Source organism: Novipirellula herctigrandis, assembly GCA_007859835.1.
Lineage (GTDB): Bacteria > Planctomycetota > Planctomycetia > Pirellulales > Pirellulaceae > Novipirellula_A > Novipirellula_A herctigrandis.
The window spans coordinates 5948999-5967276 of the sequence record SJPJ01000001.1; the positions used below are offsets into that span (position 1 = coordinate 5948999).

The 18278-nt window shown below is 52.8% G+C and carries 13 protein-coding genes; 6 read left to right on the forward strand and 7 right to left on the reverse strand.

The annotated features are described in order from the left end of the window. Positions 1 to 7: 7 nt before the first annotated feature. Positions 8 to 2740 carry a pyruvate dehydrogenase (acetyl-transferring), homodimeric type gene (aceE, locus tag CA13_RS21775; RefSeq protein WP_146400224.1) on the reverse strand — a complete coding sequence of 911 codons (2733 nt, stop codon included), beginning with the start codon at positions 2738 to 2740 and terminating at the stop codon, positions 8 to 10. Between the two features lie 499 nt (positions 2741 to 3239). Here aceE and CA13_RS21780 point away from each other — a divergent pair, with 499 nt between their 5' ends. Beyond that, a complete protein-coding gene (locus CA13_RS21780) occupies positions 3240 to 4037 on the forward strand; it encodes an SDR family NAD(P)-dependent oxidoreductase (protein WP_146400226.1) in 798 nt (265 codons plus the stop codon). A 126-nt stretch (positions 4038 to 4163) separates the two neighbouring features. On the opposite strand, the gene CA13_RS21785 is transcribed toward CA13_RS21780, so the two are convergent. The 5 genes from CA13_RS21785 to ilvN form a co-directional block, all read right to left on the reverse strand. Beyond that, positions 4164 to 4700: a hypothetical protein gene (locus CA13_RS21785; RefSeq protein WP_146403821.1), complete on the reverse strand. Its 537-nt coding sequence runs from the start codon at positions 4698 to 4700 to the stop codon at positions 4164 to 4166. Between the two features lie 760 nt (positions 4701 to 5460). Continuing rightward, positions 5461 to 6681, reverse strand: coding sequence for a BON domain-containing protein (locus CA13_RS21790; RefSeq protein ID WP_146400228.1), 1221 nt, complete (start codon positions 6679 to 6681; stop codon positions 5461 to 5463). A 355-nt stretch (positions 6682 to 7036) separates the two neighbouring features. Beyond that, a complete protein-coding gene (locus CA13_RS21795; protein ID WP_146400230.1) occupies positions 7037 to 7645 on the reverse strand; it encodes a DUF4254 domain-containing protein in 609 nt (202 codons plus the stop codon). Positions 7646 to 7778: 133 nt separating this feature from the next. Then, positions 7779 to 8783, reverse strand: a complete 1005-nt coding sequence (gene ilvC, locus CA13_RS21800) for a ketol-acid reductoisomerase (RefSeq protein WP_146400232.1) — start codon at positions 8781 to 8783, stop codon at positions 7779 to 7781. An 84-nt stretch (positions 8784 to 8867) separates the two neighbouring features. Beyond that, positions 8868 to 9410, reverse strand: a complete 543-nt coding sequence (gene ilvN, locus CA13_RS21805; protein ID WP_146400234.1) for an acetolactate synthase small subunit — start codon at positions 9408 to 9410, stop codon at positions 8868 to 8870. A 428-nt stretch (positions 9411 to 9838) separates the two neighbouring features. On the opposite strand from ilvN, the gene ectB reads away from it, so the two are divergent. From ectB to CA13_RS21820, 3 genes are read left to right on the forward strand one after another with little or no spacing between them, the layout of a single operon-like run. Next, a complete protein-coding gene (ectB, locus tag CA13_RS21810) occupies positions 9839 to 11179 on the forward strand; it encodes a diaminobutyrate--2-oxoglutarate transaminase (RefSeq protein WP_146400236.1) in 1341 nt (446 codons plus the stop codon). Positions 11180 to 11182: 3 nt separating this feature from the next. Beyond that, entirely contained in the window at positions 11183 to 13804 is a 2622-nt protein-coding gene (locus tag CA13_RS21815) for a non-ribosomal peptide synthetase (protein WP_146400238.1), read from the forward strand. Next, positions 13804 to 14655: a serine aminopeptidase domain-containing protein gene (locus CA13_RS21820; RefSeq protein ID WP_146400240.1), complete on the forward strand. Its 852-nt coding sequence runs from the start codon at positions 13804 to 13806 to the stop codon at positions 14653 to 14655. Before CA13_RS21815 ends, CA13_RS21820 begins: the two co-directional genes overlap by 1 nt. 84 nt (positions 14656 to 14739) lie before the next feature. Here CA13_RS21820 and cls read toward each other — a convergent pair whose 3' ends face one another. Further along, complete coding sequence (gene cls / locus CA13_RS21825; protein WP_146400242.1) at positions 14740 to 16218, reverse strand: cardiolipin synthase; 1479 nt, start codon at positions 16216 to 16218, stop codon at positions 14740 to 14742. Positions 16219 to 16626: 408 nt separating this feature from the next. Between cls and CA13_RS21830 the strand changes: the two genes are divergently transcribed. Next, positions 16627 to 17388, forward strand: coding sequence for an MlaE family ABC transporter permease (locus CA13_RS21830; protein ID WP_419195141.1), 762 nt, complete (start codon positions 16627 to 16629; stop codon positions 17386 to 17388). 8 nt (positions 17389 to 17396) lie between these two features. After that, positions 17397 to 18233, forward strand: a complete 837-nt coding sequence (locus tag CA13_RS21835) for an ABC transporter ATP-binding protein (protein WP_419194671.1) — start codon at positions 17397 to 17399, stop codon at positions 18231 to 18233. The last annotated feature ends 45 nt before the right edge of the window (positions 18234 to 18278 follow it).

An 18278-nucleotide genomic window follows, 5' to 3' on the forward strand; every position in this document is an offset into this window, starting at 1 on the left:
GCTACGCTTAGGCGAAGTACGGGTTTGGCTTGTCGGGGTCGACGCCGAGATCTTTGATCGCGTCGGCCACTTCGGCGGGCGTGAATAAACCGGCTTTGCTAAGCCGACTGAGTGTTGCGATCGTGATCGATTCCTTGTCGACTTCGAAGTGGCGACGAAGCGATTCGCGAGTGTCACTTCGCCCCATTCCGTCGGTTCCCAAGACATAGTAGTCACCGGGGATCCACGGCTGTAATTGTTCACCAAGTGCTCGCACATAATCGCTCGACGAAATGAATGGGCCTTCGACTCCTTCAAGCACTTCTTCCAAGTAACTCTGGCGTGGCGTTTCGGTTGGGTGAAGCATATTCCAACGACTGCAGTCGGCAGCCTCGCGGCGCAATTGAGTGTAGCTGGTGACGCTCCAAACATCACTTGCGATGTTGTACTTCTCGGCAAGTAGCTCTTGGGCCCGTATGACGCAGTTCAAAATCGCACCGCTGCCGAACAGTTGCACTCGCGCCTTTGGCTTCTCGACTTCGCGGCTGTGGTATTTGTACATTCCCTTGATGATGCCTTCTTCGCAGCCAGCGGGCATTTCGGGATGGTCATACGCTTCGTTTTCCGAAGTGATGTAGTAGATGCATTGTTCGCCATCTTGGTACATCCGCTTCAGGCCTTCCATGATGATGACGACCGCTTCGTATGCGAATGCTGGGTCATAGGCGCGAACCGTAGGGAAAGCGATTGCGTTGAGTAGGCTGTGCCCGTCTTGGTGTTGGAGTCCTTCGCCATTGAGCGTCGTACGCCCAGCGGTACCGCCGATCAAAAAGCCTTTTGCTCGCATGTCGGCGGCGGCCCAAATGAGGTCACCGATACGTTGGAAACCGAACATGCTGTAGTAGATATAGACTGGAATCATGTTGATCCCATGAGCACTGTAGGCGGTTCCGGCGGCGTTGAAGCTTGCCATCGAGCCTGCTTCGGTGATGCCCTCTTCGAGGATTTGTCCGTCGCGAGCTTCTTTGTAGTAGGTGATCTGCTCGGAATCGACGGGTTCGTAAAGTTGTCCTGCATGAGCGTAGATGCCGAATTGACGGAACATCCCTTCCATGCCAAACGTTCGCGATTCGTCGGGAACGATTGGGACGATGTGCTTTCCGATTTTTTTGTCACGACATAGAGCGATCAGCGTTTGGACGACGGCAAACGTCGTACTGATATTCTTGTTCTCCACCTTTTTGATGACTTTGCGATAGTCATCCAGTGTGGGAACTTCGACCGTGGGATGCTGTTCCGGTCGACTTGGAACCGGGCCGCCAAGTTTCGCTCGGCGTTCCTGCATGTACTTGATTTCTTGGCTGTTAGCCGGTGGGCGATAGAACGGTGCTTTGCCGACTTCCTCGTCGCTGATCGGAATACCGAAACGCGTGCGGAATTCAAGCAGTTCCTCTTCGTTCATTTTCTTTTGGTTATGAGCAACATTGCGACCTTCGCCGGCTTCGCCAAGTCCGTACCCTTTGACCGTTTTTGCCAAGATAACCGTTGGCCTGCCGTTCTTCAGTTCCGTCGCCATTTGATAGGCCGCGAAAACTTTTTCGGGGTCGTGGCCACCACGACGCATCTTTTCAAGTCTTTCATCGCTATAGTTTTCAACCAATTTCAGCAGTTCAGGATATTTCCCGAAGAAATGTTCGCGGATGTAGCTGCCGGGCATGCCGGTATATTTTTGGTATTGCCCGTCGACAACTTCGTTCATTCGTTTGACGAGTAACCCCGAAGTGTCTTTGGCGAGCAGTTGATCCCAATCATTTCCCCAAACGACCTTGATGACGTTCCAACCGGCACCACGGAAGATCGATTCGAGTTCTTGGATGATCTTGCCATTGCCGCGGACGGGACCATCGAGTCGTTGCAGGTTGCAGTTGACGACGAAAATCAGGTTGTCAAGTTTTTCACGCGAAGCCAAACCGATCGCACCGAGTGTTTCGGGTTCGTCACATTCGCCGTCACCGAGGAAGGCCCAAACTTTTTGGCCGGCTGTGTCCTTCAGTCCACGGTCACGAAGGTATTCGTTAAAGCGAGCTTGATAGATCGCCATGATCGGTCCGAGTCCCATCGAGACCGTCGGGTATTCCCAGAATCCGGGCATCAGCCAAGGGTGCGGGTAACTACTGAGTCCACCACCGGGCGCGAGTTCGCGACGGAAATTTTCTAGGTGCGATTCATCGATACGGCCTTCGAGGTACGCGCGACTGTACATCCCCGGTGCCGTGTGGCCTTGGAAATAGATTGTATCGCCCGAGTAACCGTCTTCGCCGCGACCTTTGAAAAAGTGGTTGAATGCGATTTCGTACAAAGTCGCGCCCGAAGCGAACGAACTAATGTGACCGCCGACACCTCCTTCGCGTTTGTTGGCACGCACCACCATCGCCATCGCGTTCCAGCGGACGATCGACTTGATCCGTCGTTCGAGTTCTCGATTGCCGGGGAATGCAGGTTGGTCGCTGACCGGAATCGTGTTCACGTATGGGGTGCTGGTGTCCTCGGATGACTGAATGCCTTTCTCAGCAGCTCGGTCGCGGAGTTGTTCGAGCAGGAAACGAACACGCTCGGCACCTTTACTTTTAAGGACATAATCGAGTGATGAAAGCCATTCTTGGGTTTCGGTAACGTCAATGTCGAACTCTGCCTCGTGAGCTTCAAGTTCTCCAAGGAGTTGCTGGACTTCTTCTTGTGCGACCGTTTTGGAATCCGACATATTCTATTTTTTCTCTTCTGTGGTCTTATTTTTCTATTGCGTACGGCTAAGTTGACAGCGGGGATGACCAACCGATAGATGGCAAAACGCCCAAAATCGTGGCGGCGGTCGCCTGTGGCCGAATCATCTTTTATTTATCGAATCAGTCTACAATTGTAGACGGATTAAAAGCCGCTGATTAGCTGGTTTTCGGCTTCGGGGACAAGTCCAACGGCTATTGGCCGAGAATTGTACCGTAGGAATCGCTTACGGCGAACCGGCACCTGAAAAACGGTGGTGCCAATCGCAACAATGTCGGTTTTTGCGAGGTAAACGGCTGTCGAGGCGAACTGTTGTAGCCTTGCTCACCATTGTGTGGGTAGGTTCCACCGCCTAGCAAGGGTAGCTAGGCTTCGTTTTCGCGGTAGGCTTCCGCACACGCGCCGCTACGGGCGTCTAAACGGGTGACGCTACGGGCGTCTAAACGGCAAAGCATGCAAAACGAAGGGAAACAACATTCGTGAACCAGCTCGCATTTCAACAAACCCATGCGGTCGTGACCGGCGCATCGAGTGGCATTGGGCGGGCGATCGCGACCTCGCTTGCTCGCAAAGGTGTCGAGCGAATGGTAATCCACTATTGCAAGAACGCCGACGGTGCCCAAGCGACCGCCAAGGCGTGCGCAGAGCACGGCGCGGCGACCGTCGTCATACCTTGTAATTTGACCAGCTCGGAATCGATTCAAGCGTTCGCATCCGCTTGTTTCGTGGAACTTGGTGAGGTCCATACGTGGGTCAACAACGCAGGAGCCGATGTGTTAACCGGCGCAGGTGCCTCGCTAAGTTTTGACGAGAAACTAAAACGACTGATGCAGGTCGACGTGCTCGGCACGATCGAGCTATCCCGCTTGGTTGCCGAACGCTTAATGAAACAACCGTCCGCAAGGCCGTCGTCGATGACTTTTATCGGATGGGACCAAGCCAGCGAAGGGATGGAGGGGGATGCGGGACAGATGTTTGGTCCGGTAAAGACGGCCGTGACTGCGTACGCAAAAAGTCTAGCTCAATCCGTCGCTCCGAAGCTTCGTGTCAACACGATTGCCCCAGGATGGATTCGAACTTCGTGGGGGGAATCCACCGATCCGTATTGGAACCGCCGAGCAAAAGAACAGTCACTGATGTATCGGTGGGGGACACCCGACGATGTCGCTTTGGCGGTGCTGTTTGCATCGGACCCGGCCAATACGTTTTTCACGGGCCAATTGGTCAGAGTCAATGGCGGCTGGAATCGGCGATCGCCAAGGAGTGAAAAGGAGTGAAAGAGGATTCAGCGTCCAGAGAAACTCAGTGTTGTGGGAAACTCAGTGTTGTGGGAAACAAAAAAAGGCTAACCGTTTCCGGTTAGCCTTTGATTGATTCGCAGATCATGACGCTTCGCGTACCGATTACAAGTTCGGTGTCGTGTAAGGTTCGACGTCGCCGACCATGTGGAAGTGGTTGTGGTCAATGTAGACCACTTCGATCGCTTCGCGGTCATGAAGCGTGTGTGGCACAGGATAGCCAATCGTCGTCTTTTCGTCGAAGTAGATCGTGCACTTGTAGTGAGCGTGGTGCAGTTGTGCGGGGCCAATCAATGGATAAAAGCGTGGTGGATCGATGTAGTCAGCGATCTTTTCCTTGATGATTCGCACATCGTTACGCTGAGTTTCCCAGATCAAAGGAATCCCCCCTTGAACCGGACGAGCCGATTCGAGTGCATGGATCACTTCATCGTCGCTAGGTGGGTCCAATGCCACAGCAGGACCGCCTGAGGTTGTTGGACCAAGGATTGGAACGCGATCGTAACGTTCTTTCTTCCAAAAATCCTCTTCCGCCTTGTGTTGGAAGTAAGGGCTTACGGGGATTGGCCAACCGAGAAAGCCCAGATTGACGTTCGAGCCGACGCCGTAGCAGCCGCTCGATCCGATCGCAAGTAATGCCATCGTACAAAACGCAAGCCGTCCAGCAATCGTGGTGCGTTTGTCAGTTGAAATGGGAGTCATCATCCGAGCAACCTTCCGTGGTTTCATTGTCGTAGGCGATCTTTCGTGGATCCGCTCGCAAGTCACCTGGGCTGGCGAGCTTTTGGTGTCGGCCGTCATTCGGCTTTGGATCTTTGAATCGCACGATCGTAAAAGCGCGTTCTGCGTACATCTAGTATCGTGATAACTTAGGAGGATCTTGCGGGTAATTCCGAAAGTTCCGAAATTTTGCTGACTGTTATTCACTGGCCGCCTGCTGCAGCCGTGCCGGGGCGAGAGCATTTTCACAATTGATGTGGGTTCACCATATGACGTGGGATCACCATATTACGTGAAATTACGTGAAATTACGCGGGATTATCGAAGCCAGGATCGGTCCTGGTGCCGCAACGCCATGACAGGTCCGGGCCCTCATCAAAATGGGAAATCTTCTAATTGGCCCGTGCTTATTGGCCCGTGCTTATTGGCCCGTGCTTATTGGCCCGAAGCATACGAAACGTGCATCGCAGCACGCTTTCGATGCGAGAACGCGTAGCGTTTTTTGAAATCAGCAGTTACGACGCGTTTTCCGCATTGGATCAATGATAGCAGTGTCGGATTTGGGTTTAGCGATGCCTTTGTGTATTCGGCAATGGTTGTGTGGCGCAGCAAAAACCCGCGATTGGAAGACCCCAATCGCGGGTTATATTTATTAGCGATCTACGATGCAGTGATCGGATCCCTATTTGTCAGTGAAGTCCAAGAACCACCAACCATCGTCCCATTCCAGGCTTACCTTACGCCATCCCAAAGGAACTTGTGGGTAAGGATAAAATGGGCCAATGTAAGGCCATGCCGATGGGCTGTATTGCTGTGGATAAGTCAATGCAGCGTAGTTTGGCGAAGCTGAGTAGCCTGGCCAAGCATAGTTCGGCAAGTTAGGCGAGTCGTAGCGAGGTGCTCCGCCGCCACTGTACGGTGCCATTGGCACGGGGGTTCCCATCATAGGAGCTCCCGTAGCGTAGCCCGCTGGGTTGGCTTGAACTTGGTGTTGTTGGTTCATGCGGTAAGGTGCCGCCATGGTGTTGGCTCCAGCTTGAGCCGATGCCATTTGGGCTGGGGTTCCAGCATATTGGGGTGCTGGATCGCGAAGTTCCGCCGCGGGGGCCGGGGCCAACGTTGCGGTGCTTGGAACTTGGATCGAATCATGAACACCGTTGACGCCGGAAACCGACGAGGCAATGTCCAAAATCGCGTCGCGTTGTGCTGCTGATGCCGCACGACCCTTCAGATGAAGAACGCCCGAGTTACTTGAGACGTCGACGCCAAAGCCGCGGAGTTGGCCCGATTGTTGGGCTTTGCCGAGTGCTTCGACGACTGACGAAACGAGATTTTCGTCTGAATGAACGATTGGTGAAGTGTTCAGATCCACAGCAGCCGTTGGTCGGACTTCGCCCGGCATGACTTGCTGTGATTCAAGCTTCGGCATGGTCGCTTGAGCAACATGTGCCTTCTTCGCCACCAGTTCATTTTCGATGGTTGCCGCTTGGGCAGCCAATGCTCGGCTCAACGAGAATTCCGATTCCGCTTTTTGCGGTTTCACGGGTTCTGGTTTTACAACCGCAACCGATTTTGTTGGACGAACGACTTTCGTGTCTTCCGCGACAGGTTGTGTCGTCGGTGTGACAGTGACTTCGTCGATGACTTCGCTGATGCCTTCGAGACCCTCGGCGGTCTTCAGGACCAAGTCTTTTTGACTCGGCTGAGAGACATTGCCGCGGAATAGCACCACGCCCTTGTCAACTTTCATGTCGAGCGTGAAATCCTTCAACGCTCCTGCATCTCGGTTGACTTTCAACCGTGTGATAATTTGCTCTGCGATTTCTCGGTCGCCGCCCCAGACCTGCATCGGCCCAAGAGCAGCGATCGCGGCAATCGCTAATCCGAAATACTTGCGTCGCATGGAAATGCCTCCCTACAGTCGTGAATCGCTCCGATGCTTGAAAACGGTCGAAGGCCCAGCCGCACGCTGCGACATGGATGTCACCATGAGGGGCAACTGATCCTGCGACCGACCACAAAAGACCGGTGATGTTGGTTGTTTCGGTCATCCGGGGGCTATCAAGGTAGGTTTTTTCTAATTTTGTCGCCAAATAGGATTATTCAGTCCCCTTAGCGCATGAAACTGTTCGTTCCACACGGGAAACTGGCGGTTCCACGGCGAGGGAGCTGTGGCGAAGCCCTTCGGTAGAGATAAATCGCATCGCGCGACTAGGAAAAGGGCGATCCGATTTGGGCAAAGGACGCGGATTGTCGAACTACTTTGACTTATAGATCGCAGGATTGAGCGATGCGTCGTTGTACATTTTCATTTGACGATACGTCTTATGCTGTTTCCGACCCGCAAAGATATCGTCCAGCAATTCTTGCAGCGAATTCGACAAGTCACCGTGCTGTTGTTCGCACAGGGCAATTCGCTCGGCGACCTTTCGCTTATGCTCGGCGTCGGCGTCCTCACGCTCGAGCTGCTCGCCGTAGTGAAACAGTCTCAGCGACATGATCGACAATCGATCGATTGCACTGCCAGGCGTTTCGGTGTTGATTGGCTTGCTTTGAGCGAGGGCAATGCCTGCGTCACAGAGCATTTCTGTAATCGCGTCGTCGAGTTTTTCGATCATATCGTTGCGAGCTTGATTGAGTCGATCGATTGCTCGTTTGACATTCGCGATTTCGGAATCCGTTGCGGAGGGACTACGAGCGGTGTCTTCTTCGTGCCACAAGCGAAAGTTGTGTTCGTGTTGTTGGCACACTTGGGCCTCGAAACCCGAGTAAGTGTTTTCGATTGGTTCGCTGTGCCAACGCTTGACCGTTTCGATTTGTAGCTTGGTAAGCTGCGACACGTTTGGGGCGACGGGCGTACTTGACATCGAAGAACCATCCTTTTTAGAAGTGGCCGACCGCAACGTGAACGCGTGCGGTCGCTGGCCGTGAACCGCAAGCTTTCGCGTTGCGGCTGAAAATGTGAGGCATGGGAAGTCTATACGACTTTCCCTCTGCCGATCAAACTTCCTTTTCGTCGATCCAAGTCATCATGCGGCGAAGGCCCAAACCGATCTGCTCGACGCCGTGCGTTCGCTCGCGACGACGGGTGGCTTTGAAGAATGGGGCGCCGGCACGGTTTTCAGAGATCCATTTGCGAGCGAATTCGCCAGTTTGGATTTCGGTCAAAATGCGTTTCATTTCCACCTTGGTTTCAGGCGTGATGATCCGCGGTCCACTGACGTAATCGCCGTATTCTGCCGTGTTGCTGATGCTGTAACGCATGTAGCTAAGCCCACCTTGGTATAGTAAGTCGACGATCAGCTTGAGCTCGTGCATGCACTCAAAGTAAGCCATTTCGGGTTGATAGCCGGCTTCGACCAAGGTTTCAAATCCCGCTTTGACAAGCTCGCTAACGCCGCCACAAAGAACCACTTGTTCGCCGAACAGGTCGGTTTCGGTTTCTTCGGCGAACGTGGTTTCGATCACACCACCACGTGTCCCACCGATACCTTTGGCATAGGCCAAACCGACTTGCTTGGTCGTCTCGGATGCTCCGTCGCCAAGTGCGATGAGACAAGGAACGCCACCCCCTTTTTCGTATTCACTGCGAACCAAATGGCCGGGGCCTTTCGGGGCCACCAACAAAGTATCGATTCCCTTGGGAGGTTCAATTTGGCCAAAGTGAATGTTGAAGCCGTGCGAGCACATCAAAATGTCGCCCTTCTTCAAGTTGTCGCGAATGTCGCTGCAGTAGATGTCACCTTGGACTTCATCGGGAAGCAAAACATTGACTACGTCGGCCGCCTTGACCGCATCGGCGATCGACATCGGTTTGAAGCCATGCGAAACCGCCAAGTCATAGTTGGCCGAGCCAGGACGTTGGCCGATCACCACATCGCAGCCGCTATCTCGAAGGTTTTGAGCTTGAGCGTGACCTTGCGAACCGTAACCGAGAATCGCAATCGTCTTGCCTTTGAGGTGAGACAAATCCGCGTCGTTTTCGTAGTAAATCGTAGCAGCCATAATGGGGAAGCAGTCTTTCGCTTTTATTGAGGTGATAGAAATGTGTTTCAGTATGGAAATGGTTTATTGGGCCGAGTCGAAGTGCTAGGCCGAGGCAGTCTTGCCTGCTAATTGGTCGATTCTCGGCATACGGCTTTCGCTGCGGACCATCGCGATTCGCCCCGTACGGCACAATTCGGTGATGCCGTAGGGCCGCATGCGTTCGATGAATGCTTGGACCTTATTCTCGCGACCGCTGATTTCAACCATGATTTCTTCCGGTCCAACATCGACGATCTTGCCACGAAAGATGTCGACCAATTCGCGGATTTCGCTGCGAACCGGTCCAGCCGGGGCCTGCACTTTCAACAGCAGCAGATCGCGTTCAACAAAATCACGGCTACTGACGTCTAAGACGCGAACGACCGTGACGATCTTCTCGAGCTGTTTTCCGACTTGATCCAAGACGTGTGCATCGCCCACGACGACAAACGTCATTCGGGAAAGATTGGGGTCTTCGGTTTCACCGACTGCCAGCGAATCAATATTGAATCCGCGGGACGCAAGCATGCCGGAAATGTGCGCCAAAACGCCGGGCACGTTTTGAACGAGCGCACAAAGAACATGCCGCTGGTTGGGGTTGCTCATCACAATCGAGGACTATGGGGCTAGGACTATGGGGGCTAGGACTATGGGTAAAAGGGCTTGGGCCGAAAAGGCAAGCCACGCATGATAATTTTCGGGTCATACCCCAACAAGGCCCGCAAGGGGCCGCTTCCCGCTTCGCTGCGGTTTTTCCGCTGAAAAGCCGCTGAAAAGCCGCTGTAAAGCGCCCGTTTTCAGCCTGTTTTTCTGGCAGTTGACTTCTCCTCCGACCGCTTTGACCACGTTATCGTCGTTCTATTTGGGATAATCGCTATCGAACCGACACCGATTGAGACGCATTGGTTCTGGCCAGAAGTGTTCATTTGATAAGCCTTTTTTGGCGAGCTAGGTTCACTGGACGCCGGTATTCATCTGCAAACGCCGTCGAACATCCTTTGCTACTTTTCACACCACTAACGGCCTAATCCCAAATGCACGACCTTATCGAGCGGATCGAATCGAATGTCCGCGGTTATGCCCGGCTTTTCCCCGCCATTTTTGATACGGCGGTTGGATCGACGCTCTCGGATACCAAGGGACGGTCCTACATTGATTTCTTTTGCGGCGCAGGATCACTCAATTACGGCCACAATAACCGCTACGCAAAAGCGGCTTTGATAGATTACATCCACCGCGATGGTGTGCAACATTCACTTGATACGGTGACTGCGGCCAAAGTTGCGTTTCTTGAGGCATTCGATCAGTTGATTCTTCGACCTCGGGGTCTCGATTATCGCATCCAATTCACAGGTCCGACGGGAACGAACGCCGTTGAAGCCGCGATCAAGTTGGCGCGTAAGCAGACGAAGCGATCGCACGTCGTTGCGTTTACTAACGCCTATCACGGTCACTCGCTCGGCTCTTTGTCTTTAACCGGGAACCAATACTTTCACTCCGAGTTCTACGGTTCACACAATAACGTGACCCATTTACCTTTCGATGGCTATTTGGGTCCCCAAGATACGTCGCTCCAGCTCAAAAAGATGCTTGAAGACCGCAGCAGCGGATTACCGATGCCAGCGGCCGTCATTCTGGAAACCGTTCAAGGCGAAGGGGGTATCAACGTCGCAAGCGACTCGTGGCTGCGCCGAATCGCATCCCTATGTGAGCAGCACGATATCCGGCTGATTGTTGATGACATCCAAGTGGGCAACGGCCGCACTGGAAGATTCTTTAGCTTCGAACAAGCTGGCATTAGGCCGGATTTCGTTTGTCTCTCCAAATCAATCGGTGGTGGCTTGCCGATGTCATTGGTCCTGATTCGTCCGGAGCTTGACAATTGGCAACCGGGTGAACACACCGGTACATTTCGAGGCAACAACTTAGCGTTCGTCGCTGCGGCGGGCGTGTTAAAGCATTGGGAAGACGTTAGCTTCGAGAACCAGATCGCTTCGCGAGGCGAATTGGTCTTCCAGCGGTTGCGAGGAATCTGTGATCGGTACCGTGATGCTGATTTCCGACTCCGTGGACGTGGATTGATTTGGGGGCTCGATGTGCGAAGCGGTGATTTGTCAAGCAAGATCATTCGTGGTGCATTTGACAAAGGACTGCTAATCGAATCATCGGGAAATCAGGATCAAGTGCTGAAAATCATGCCCGCTTTGACAATTGAATTGCCGCTGCTTGATGAAGGAATGGCGATTCTCGAAAAGGCTATCGACGATTGTATGGCCGAAGGCACTTCCGGTGTGGTCCAGCAAGTGTCTCCTGCGGTTGTCTTTCCCGATCTTTCCATGGCGTTAGGATCGTGTTCCATGGAAGGACAGAATTAGACGATGAATCCATCTGGTCTGACCGAGACGTCGGAAGCTCTCATTAGTATGCCAGAGCTTTGTTCACAACAACGACGTCGCACACCCAAGAACATTGCGATCCATTCGGAAGATGGCACGTGGACTTACGGCGAACTTGACGAAGCAGCGAATCGTTTTGCGGCCAAGTTGCATACGGCTGGCACTTGCCATGGATCCCATGTTGGTCTTTGTGTCGATCGGTCCGCCGAAGCGATCGCGGCGATGCTTGGCATTATGAAAACCGGAGCCGCGTTTGTTCCACTGGACCCTGAATATCCAGTCGATCGACTTGGCTATATGGTCGAGGATGCAACGATTCGTGTTGTCATCGGACACTCGCACTATCGCCACTTGTTTGAAGGAAACGACGTCATTTGGCTCGATTGCGAAACGCATTTAGAATCGGCACCAACCGAATTCGCCACCGCTGAAATCGCTCCTAGTGATCTCGCCTATATTATGTATACATCCGGTTCTACCGGTAAACCCAAAGGGGTACAGATTCAACACTCGGCGTTCGCTGCCTATTGTTTCGCCGACATCGAGTGTTACGAGCTGACCGAAGACGACCGCACTCTTCAATTCTCGACGCTTTGCTTTGACATTGCGATCGAAGAGATTTTCCCACCGCTGTTGACCGGTGGGGCCGTCGTCATTCGACCACGCGATCGAGCCAACGACAGCAACGAATTGTCATCGATCATTCGTCGTTTCGGCGTCACTGCGGTTCACTTAGCGACCGCCTATTGGCATTCGTGGGTTGACTTGATGGTCGCTTCCGATGATCCGATTCCAGAGTCAATTCGTTTGATGATTGCGACAGGCGAAAAGGTTTCCGTGGAGCACTATCGGCGATGGCAGAAGTTGTGCCAACAAGAGGTCCTTTGGTGCAACGCCTATGGCCCAACGGAAACCACCGTTACGGCGACGGTGTTCATTCCCGATCATACCTTTGATGCACCCAATATGCCGATTGGTAAACCACTACGGCGATACACGGCGTACATTCTTGATGACAAGGGGAACTCCGTCGAACAGGGCGAAACCGGACATCTTTTCATTGGCGGGCCTGCGTTAGCACTTGGCTATCTGAATCGCCCGGAGTTAACCGAGGCTGCCTTCGTCGAGATGTCGATCGATGGAAAAAGTATGCGTCTCTATCGCACGGGGGACCTCGCTCGTTGGCTTCCAGACGGCAATATTGATTTCGCCGGCCGCGTCGATCACCAAATTAAACTTGGGTCGTACCGAATTGAACCGGGCGAAATTGAGGCGATCCTTGACCAAGCACCTTGTGTACAGAGTTCGTTAGTCACCTTTGATGAAGTCGATAATAAGAAATTTTTGGTCGCCTATGTTGCTCGTGGTCAACAAACCATAACCGCCAAAGAGCTTAGCGAATTTCTGCGTGGATCTCTGCCGAACTACATGATTCCGACACGGTATGTTTTTCTGGAATCGTTCCCGAAAACGATCAATGGCAAAATCGATCGCAAGGCGTTACCCGCGGCAAGTGAAGGCTTGGCTGCGACTGACGACAACTACGTGCCGGCGCGAAACGATCTGGAACGACGGTTGGTCGAACTGTGGCAAATCGTATTGAACGTACCCGAGATTGGCGTTCACGACGACTTTTTTCTGCTCGGCGGCAGTTCGTTGCTAGTCACCCAGGTCGTTGCGCGACTCACAGCCGAAATGGATATTGAGTTGCCCGTTCGTGATTTCTTTGCCAATCCAACCATTGCAACCTTGGCGACACATTTGCAGCGATTACTGGGGCAAGCTACCCCTTCGACGTACGACGCCGATGTTCGTGCCTTACGAGATCGGTTGCCATTGGTCGAAGCTAGTTTCTTCCCAAGTGACGGCCACAACCTATATGCGATTCACTATCGACCTCGCCAAAATATTCGCAATCAAGCCGTCGTTATGTGTCACGCGGTCGGGCACGAATACACACGAGGGTATCGAAACCTGCAGCAACTTGCCGTTCATTTGTGCAGTCTTGGCTACGATGTATTGCGTTTCGATTACGCGGGAACCGGAAACTCCCAAGGCGACTGTGGCGATTTAACCGTCGAGTCGATCCGGCGAAACATCCTTGACGCGAAGTGTTTCATTGCCAAACAATCCGAAACCGATCACGTCTCGGCAATAGGCCTCCGGCTCGGGGCAACGGTTTTGACAACCTTACCGGATTTGACGTTCGAGAAAACTGTTGCTTGGGATCCTGTCTTCGATGGTAGCACGATGCTAGGAATGTTCGACCAATTCCACGACCAACAGTTGGCCGGGATGACACGTTTCAATGTCTCTCGCCGTGCCAGCGAGATTGATCAGAGCTACGGCCATCGAATGACGAGTGTAAAACGACAAAGTTTGTCGTCGCTACACATCGGTGATTTGTGCGAAGCTTGTTCGTTGGTTGTAACGGAAGGCTCGTTTGCGTCGTTCGAAGAAAGCCAATGGTTGGCTGAACAACGATCTGTCCGTCAAGTGTCGGATTCGATCTACTGGGATGACGAACAATACACCGAAAGTGCGTTTTCGTCTCCGGAGAGTTTTGCTGCGATCGTTGCCCTGCTTTCGAAGGACTCGGTTTAATGGAACAAGCAATCGTCATGGGCCACTACGAGCACCTGCTCGGCATTTGGTCAGCCCCCGCGTCATGCAATGGAAACACAGCCGTGATCATGGTCACCGCCGGAATGTTGCATCACGCAGGACCGTTTCGACTGCATGTCGATCTCGCACGCGGTCTCTCGGCCAAAGGCATTCCATCCCTCCGTTTTGATCTCTCCGGAATCGGAGAGAGTTTTGGTGTTGGCGTTGGCGGGCGATCGCTCGACCGAGCGGCAGACGAGATCGGACAAGCGATCGATTGGCTTGCTGCTCACCACGGCATCACCAACGTTATCTTGTTTGGACTCTGCAGCGGTGCCGATGATGCGATTGCTGTCGCGATGAATGATCCTCGTATCGTTGGCGTCATCGCGATGGATGGATGTGGCTACCGAACGCCCAAGTACTATTGGCATCGGTTCAAACAGCACTACCTTCCTCGCATGCTCAAACCAACGAAATGGCATAGCATGGTTCGTCGGCGATTCCATCGAAACCACACGCCAACGTCGTTAACGCCTGGGGACGATATCCGCGAATTCCCAACCCGCGATGTAGCCGAAAGCGAAATCGCTTCACTGATCGAACAAGGCACGTGGTTGCATTTTGTCTACACAAGCGGCGTCGGTGATTACTACAACCACTCAGCACAATTCGCCGAAATGTTTCCTCGCTTGAAGGAATCATCGAGCGTTTCCACTCGCTTCTTCCCCGAGATGGATCATGTCGCATTTTTGTGTGAAGATCGAGAAACATTGGTCGATCATGTCACCAAGGAAATTGCGGCCAAGATCGTCCGGACTGAAGAACCGGTGGTGTTACAGCCAAGCTAGCAGTGGTTAAGGGAAAGCTAAATGCAGAGACGTCTTGCACTGCGTCAACGCAGTTTCTCGATCGCTTGCTTCATAACACGAGCTTCATAATACGGGGCTGAACAAGCGGGCAATTGCCGTTCCGACTCGGGATAGCCACGGTCGAAGCGGTTTCTCCGACGCGTTGCTGAGCGTCGATTCGGAGAAATCGGCCTCAAGCATCCTGTTGACTTGGTCGACGAACTTGCGATCTTCGATTGCGACCATCAATTCAAAGTTCAAATAGAGCGATCGGTTGTCAAGATTGGTCGAACCGATCATCGCTAAGTTGTCGTCAACGAGGACGCACTTCTGATGCATCATTCCTTCGTTGTAGCGATAAACGGGAATGCCTAGCTCTCCAAGTTCCCGTTCATAGTAGAATCCAGCCAAGTAGACCGGCCACTGATCGGCAACCGACGTAATCAAAAAACGAACATCGACGCCGCGTGCTCTAGCCATCGCCAGAGCGACCATCGAAGAATCATCGGGAACCAAATAAGGGGTCGCAATCCACACTCGCTCGCGAGCCTCACCGACCGCAGCAGCGAACATCATGGTCGCTCGCGGACGCATGTCGGCTGGTCCCGTAGCGCAAACCGCTGCGACTCCACCTGTCTCGATGGATCGTTCACCACGATCCGGCGCCACGCTCCAGTCGGCTTCCGGTAAGTCAATGCGAGCGGCCCAATAATAGTCGCCCGCAAAAACGGCTTGTATCTTTCGTGCAGCATCGCCTTGAATCAATATCGCAGTGTCTCGCCAACGCGTTACCCAACTTGCCGTACCAATGTACTCGTTACCTACATTGAGCCCGCCGACCATTGCCCGCTTGCCATCAATGACAATCAGTTTTCGATGATTGCGAAAATTGATCTGAAAACGATTAGCGAAACCTTGGCGAGTATTGAACGCTCGCACGTCGACACCTGCTTTGGTCAAGCGGCTTAGATACCGATTGGGCAAACGCAAACAACCAACTTCATCGTAAAGCAATCGCACCTTCACCCCTACTGCGGCGCGCTCGATCAAGGCGTCCGCGAATCGGCTTCCTATTTCGTCATCGCGGATGATGTAGAAAGCGACATAGACGTATTGAGATGCACTTCGAATTTGTGATTCGAGTTCGTCAAAAAATGCGTGGCCATCGATTAACAGTTCGAATTGGTTACCGTACGCAATCGGGGTGTCGAGAACATCCGAAACTTGCTCGATTGGGGAGCAAAGCGTGGTCGACCGGATATCCGTGGCTGTGACCAGTTCCCGACGAATTGCGGTCACGGATTGTTGGTGCCGCTGCCCAATGTCTCGAATCGCTTCGCGGTAACCTTCAAAACGATGCCTCGCAAAAATCCAATACAACGGAAGTGCAAAGAACGGCAGCGTAATCAGGCCCACGACCCAAGCGACAACGGCTTGCGAGGATCGTACGTGACGCAGTGCGTGAAATGCCGACCAGATCGCGAATAGCTGCAAAATGAAAATCGCGACCGAGACGACCGTTAGCGTTGGCCAATGCGTTAGAAAATCCAAGATGGCATCCATTCTTACTAGGATAACTCACCGCTGTGCTCTATGGAGCAATCGCCAAGGCGACCGGCAACGGGTTAAGCAATTTCATTGACATTTGTTCGCTCTCAGCGTTGGCTCACTCGTTTGCTTCGCATTGCCTTCTGAATCGTAAAGAAAAGAGGCCAATGACTGGTTTTTGCCTTGCCAGCAAAGCACGTCCCTTTTTTTTTACTAATCCCTACACTCAACCTAGCCGATACCATCGTCATGGTGTGTGCGTCGTTGCGCGGATGGCTCGATGGCAATCCAGTGACATCTTTTTTGTAAGGAAATCGAGAAAACGTGTCTGACGGTTCAAACGCATTTGGACGATCGCATGCCGGTGGACCGCTCACACGGTGGGTTACCGATTGGGGGTCTGCTGTCGTTGACGGCGTCACGATGGTGGGCGATATCTCGCTATTTGCTTGGCAAATGTTCCGGTGGCTATTCACGCGGTTGCCGCGGCGCGGAACGATTTTGGTGAATTTTTACCAAGTCGGAGTGCTCAGTCTTCCTGTTGTGGCGCTAACGGGAACCTTCATTGGTATGGTTTTGGCTGTGAATAGCTATTACCAGTTTCACGCCATTGGTCTGGAGAATCGTCTTGGCGTGGTCATCAATACTTCGCTCGTAAGGGAATTGGGGCCGGTTCTGGCGGCAACCATGTTGGCGGGGCGGGTAGGTAGTGCGATGGCGGCTGTGTTGGGCACGATGCGAGTGACCGAACAGATCGACGCGTTGACGACCATGGGAGCCGATCCGATTCACTATTTGGTCGTCCCTCGGTTTTTAGCCTGTATCCTGTTGATTCCCGCACTGACGATCATGGCTGATTTTATGGGCATCGTCGGAGGCTATTTTTACAGTGTTGTGATTCTTGGCATTGATCATGCTGCGTACTTGAACCACTCGCGTGACGGCGTCGTCGGATTTGACTTGTTCAGCGGCATTTTTAAGAGCTTTTTCTTCGGCGGTGTCATTGCGATTGTCAGTTGTTACCGTGGATTCCACTGCGAAGCGGGTGCCGAAGGCGTCGGCAAAGCGGCCACGGCAGCCTTCGTTTATTCGTTCGTCCTGATCTTGGCGATCGATTTGTTCATGAATATTGTGCTCGATGCGGTTTACTTCAAATTCTATTCCGATGGGACCTCACTCCTATGAGCACTGCCATGCTTGAACCCGACCACCAGATCGTTGAACCCGACGCAGAAGAACTGATTCGCTGTGACAACATCGGTGTAACGTTTGAACATCAAACCATTTTGCAGGACATCGACGTTTCGATCTTACGTGGTCAAACGATCGCGGTGATTGGGGAAAGCGGTTGTGGAAAGACCGTTTTCATGAAAACGATTGTTGGCTTGGTCGCTCCGACGACGGGTTGGGTCAGTTTCGATGGACGGCGTTTAAGTGATATGAGCTTGGTCGAATTGACGCAAACCAGAAAGCGATTCGGATTCGTTTTTCAGAACGCAGCATTGTTCGATAGTATGTCGATTTTCGAGAACATTGCTTTCCCGCTACGTCAAAACGAAACGGTTTCCGATGGTGACGTCCGTGATCGAGTGATGCAATTGCTTTCGGAAGTCGGGCTGCCCTCGGAAGTCGCCCGCAAATATCCCGCAGAACTTTCCGGAGGAATGCGAAAGCGTGTTGGGTTAGCACGAGCGCTGATCTTGCGTCCTGAATTGGTCGTATACGACGAACCGACGACGGGGCTCGATCCCATTATGAGCGATGTGATTAACGAACTGATTTTAGAAACTCGCCGTCGTTATCCGGTCACCAGTATTGTCGTGACGCACGACATGCACACCGCACGGAAAGTGGCCGACCGAGTATTGATGTTTTTCCCGCGAAATCGGCTTGCGCCGCAAGAATCGCAAATTCTCTTTGATGGGTCGCCAAGCGATTTAGAGCATGCCGAAGATCGGCGGGTTCGACAATTTGTACGAGGAGAAGCAGGTGAACGATTGAGGGAAATTTCACTTGAGTCCGAGGACTAAGAGTCACTTACGCGTCAAACAACGGCTGTTCGGCTTTCAGTCACT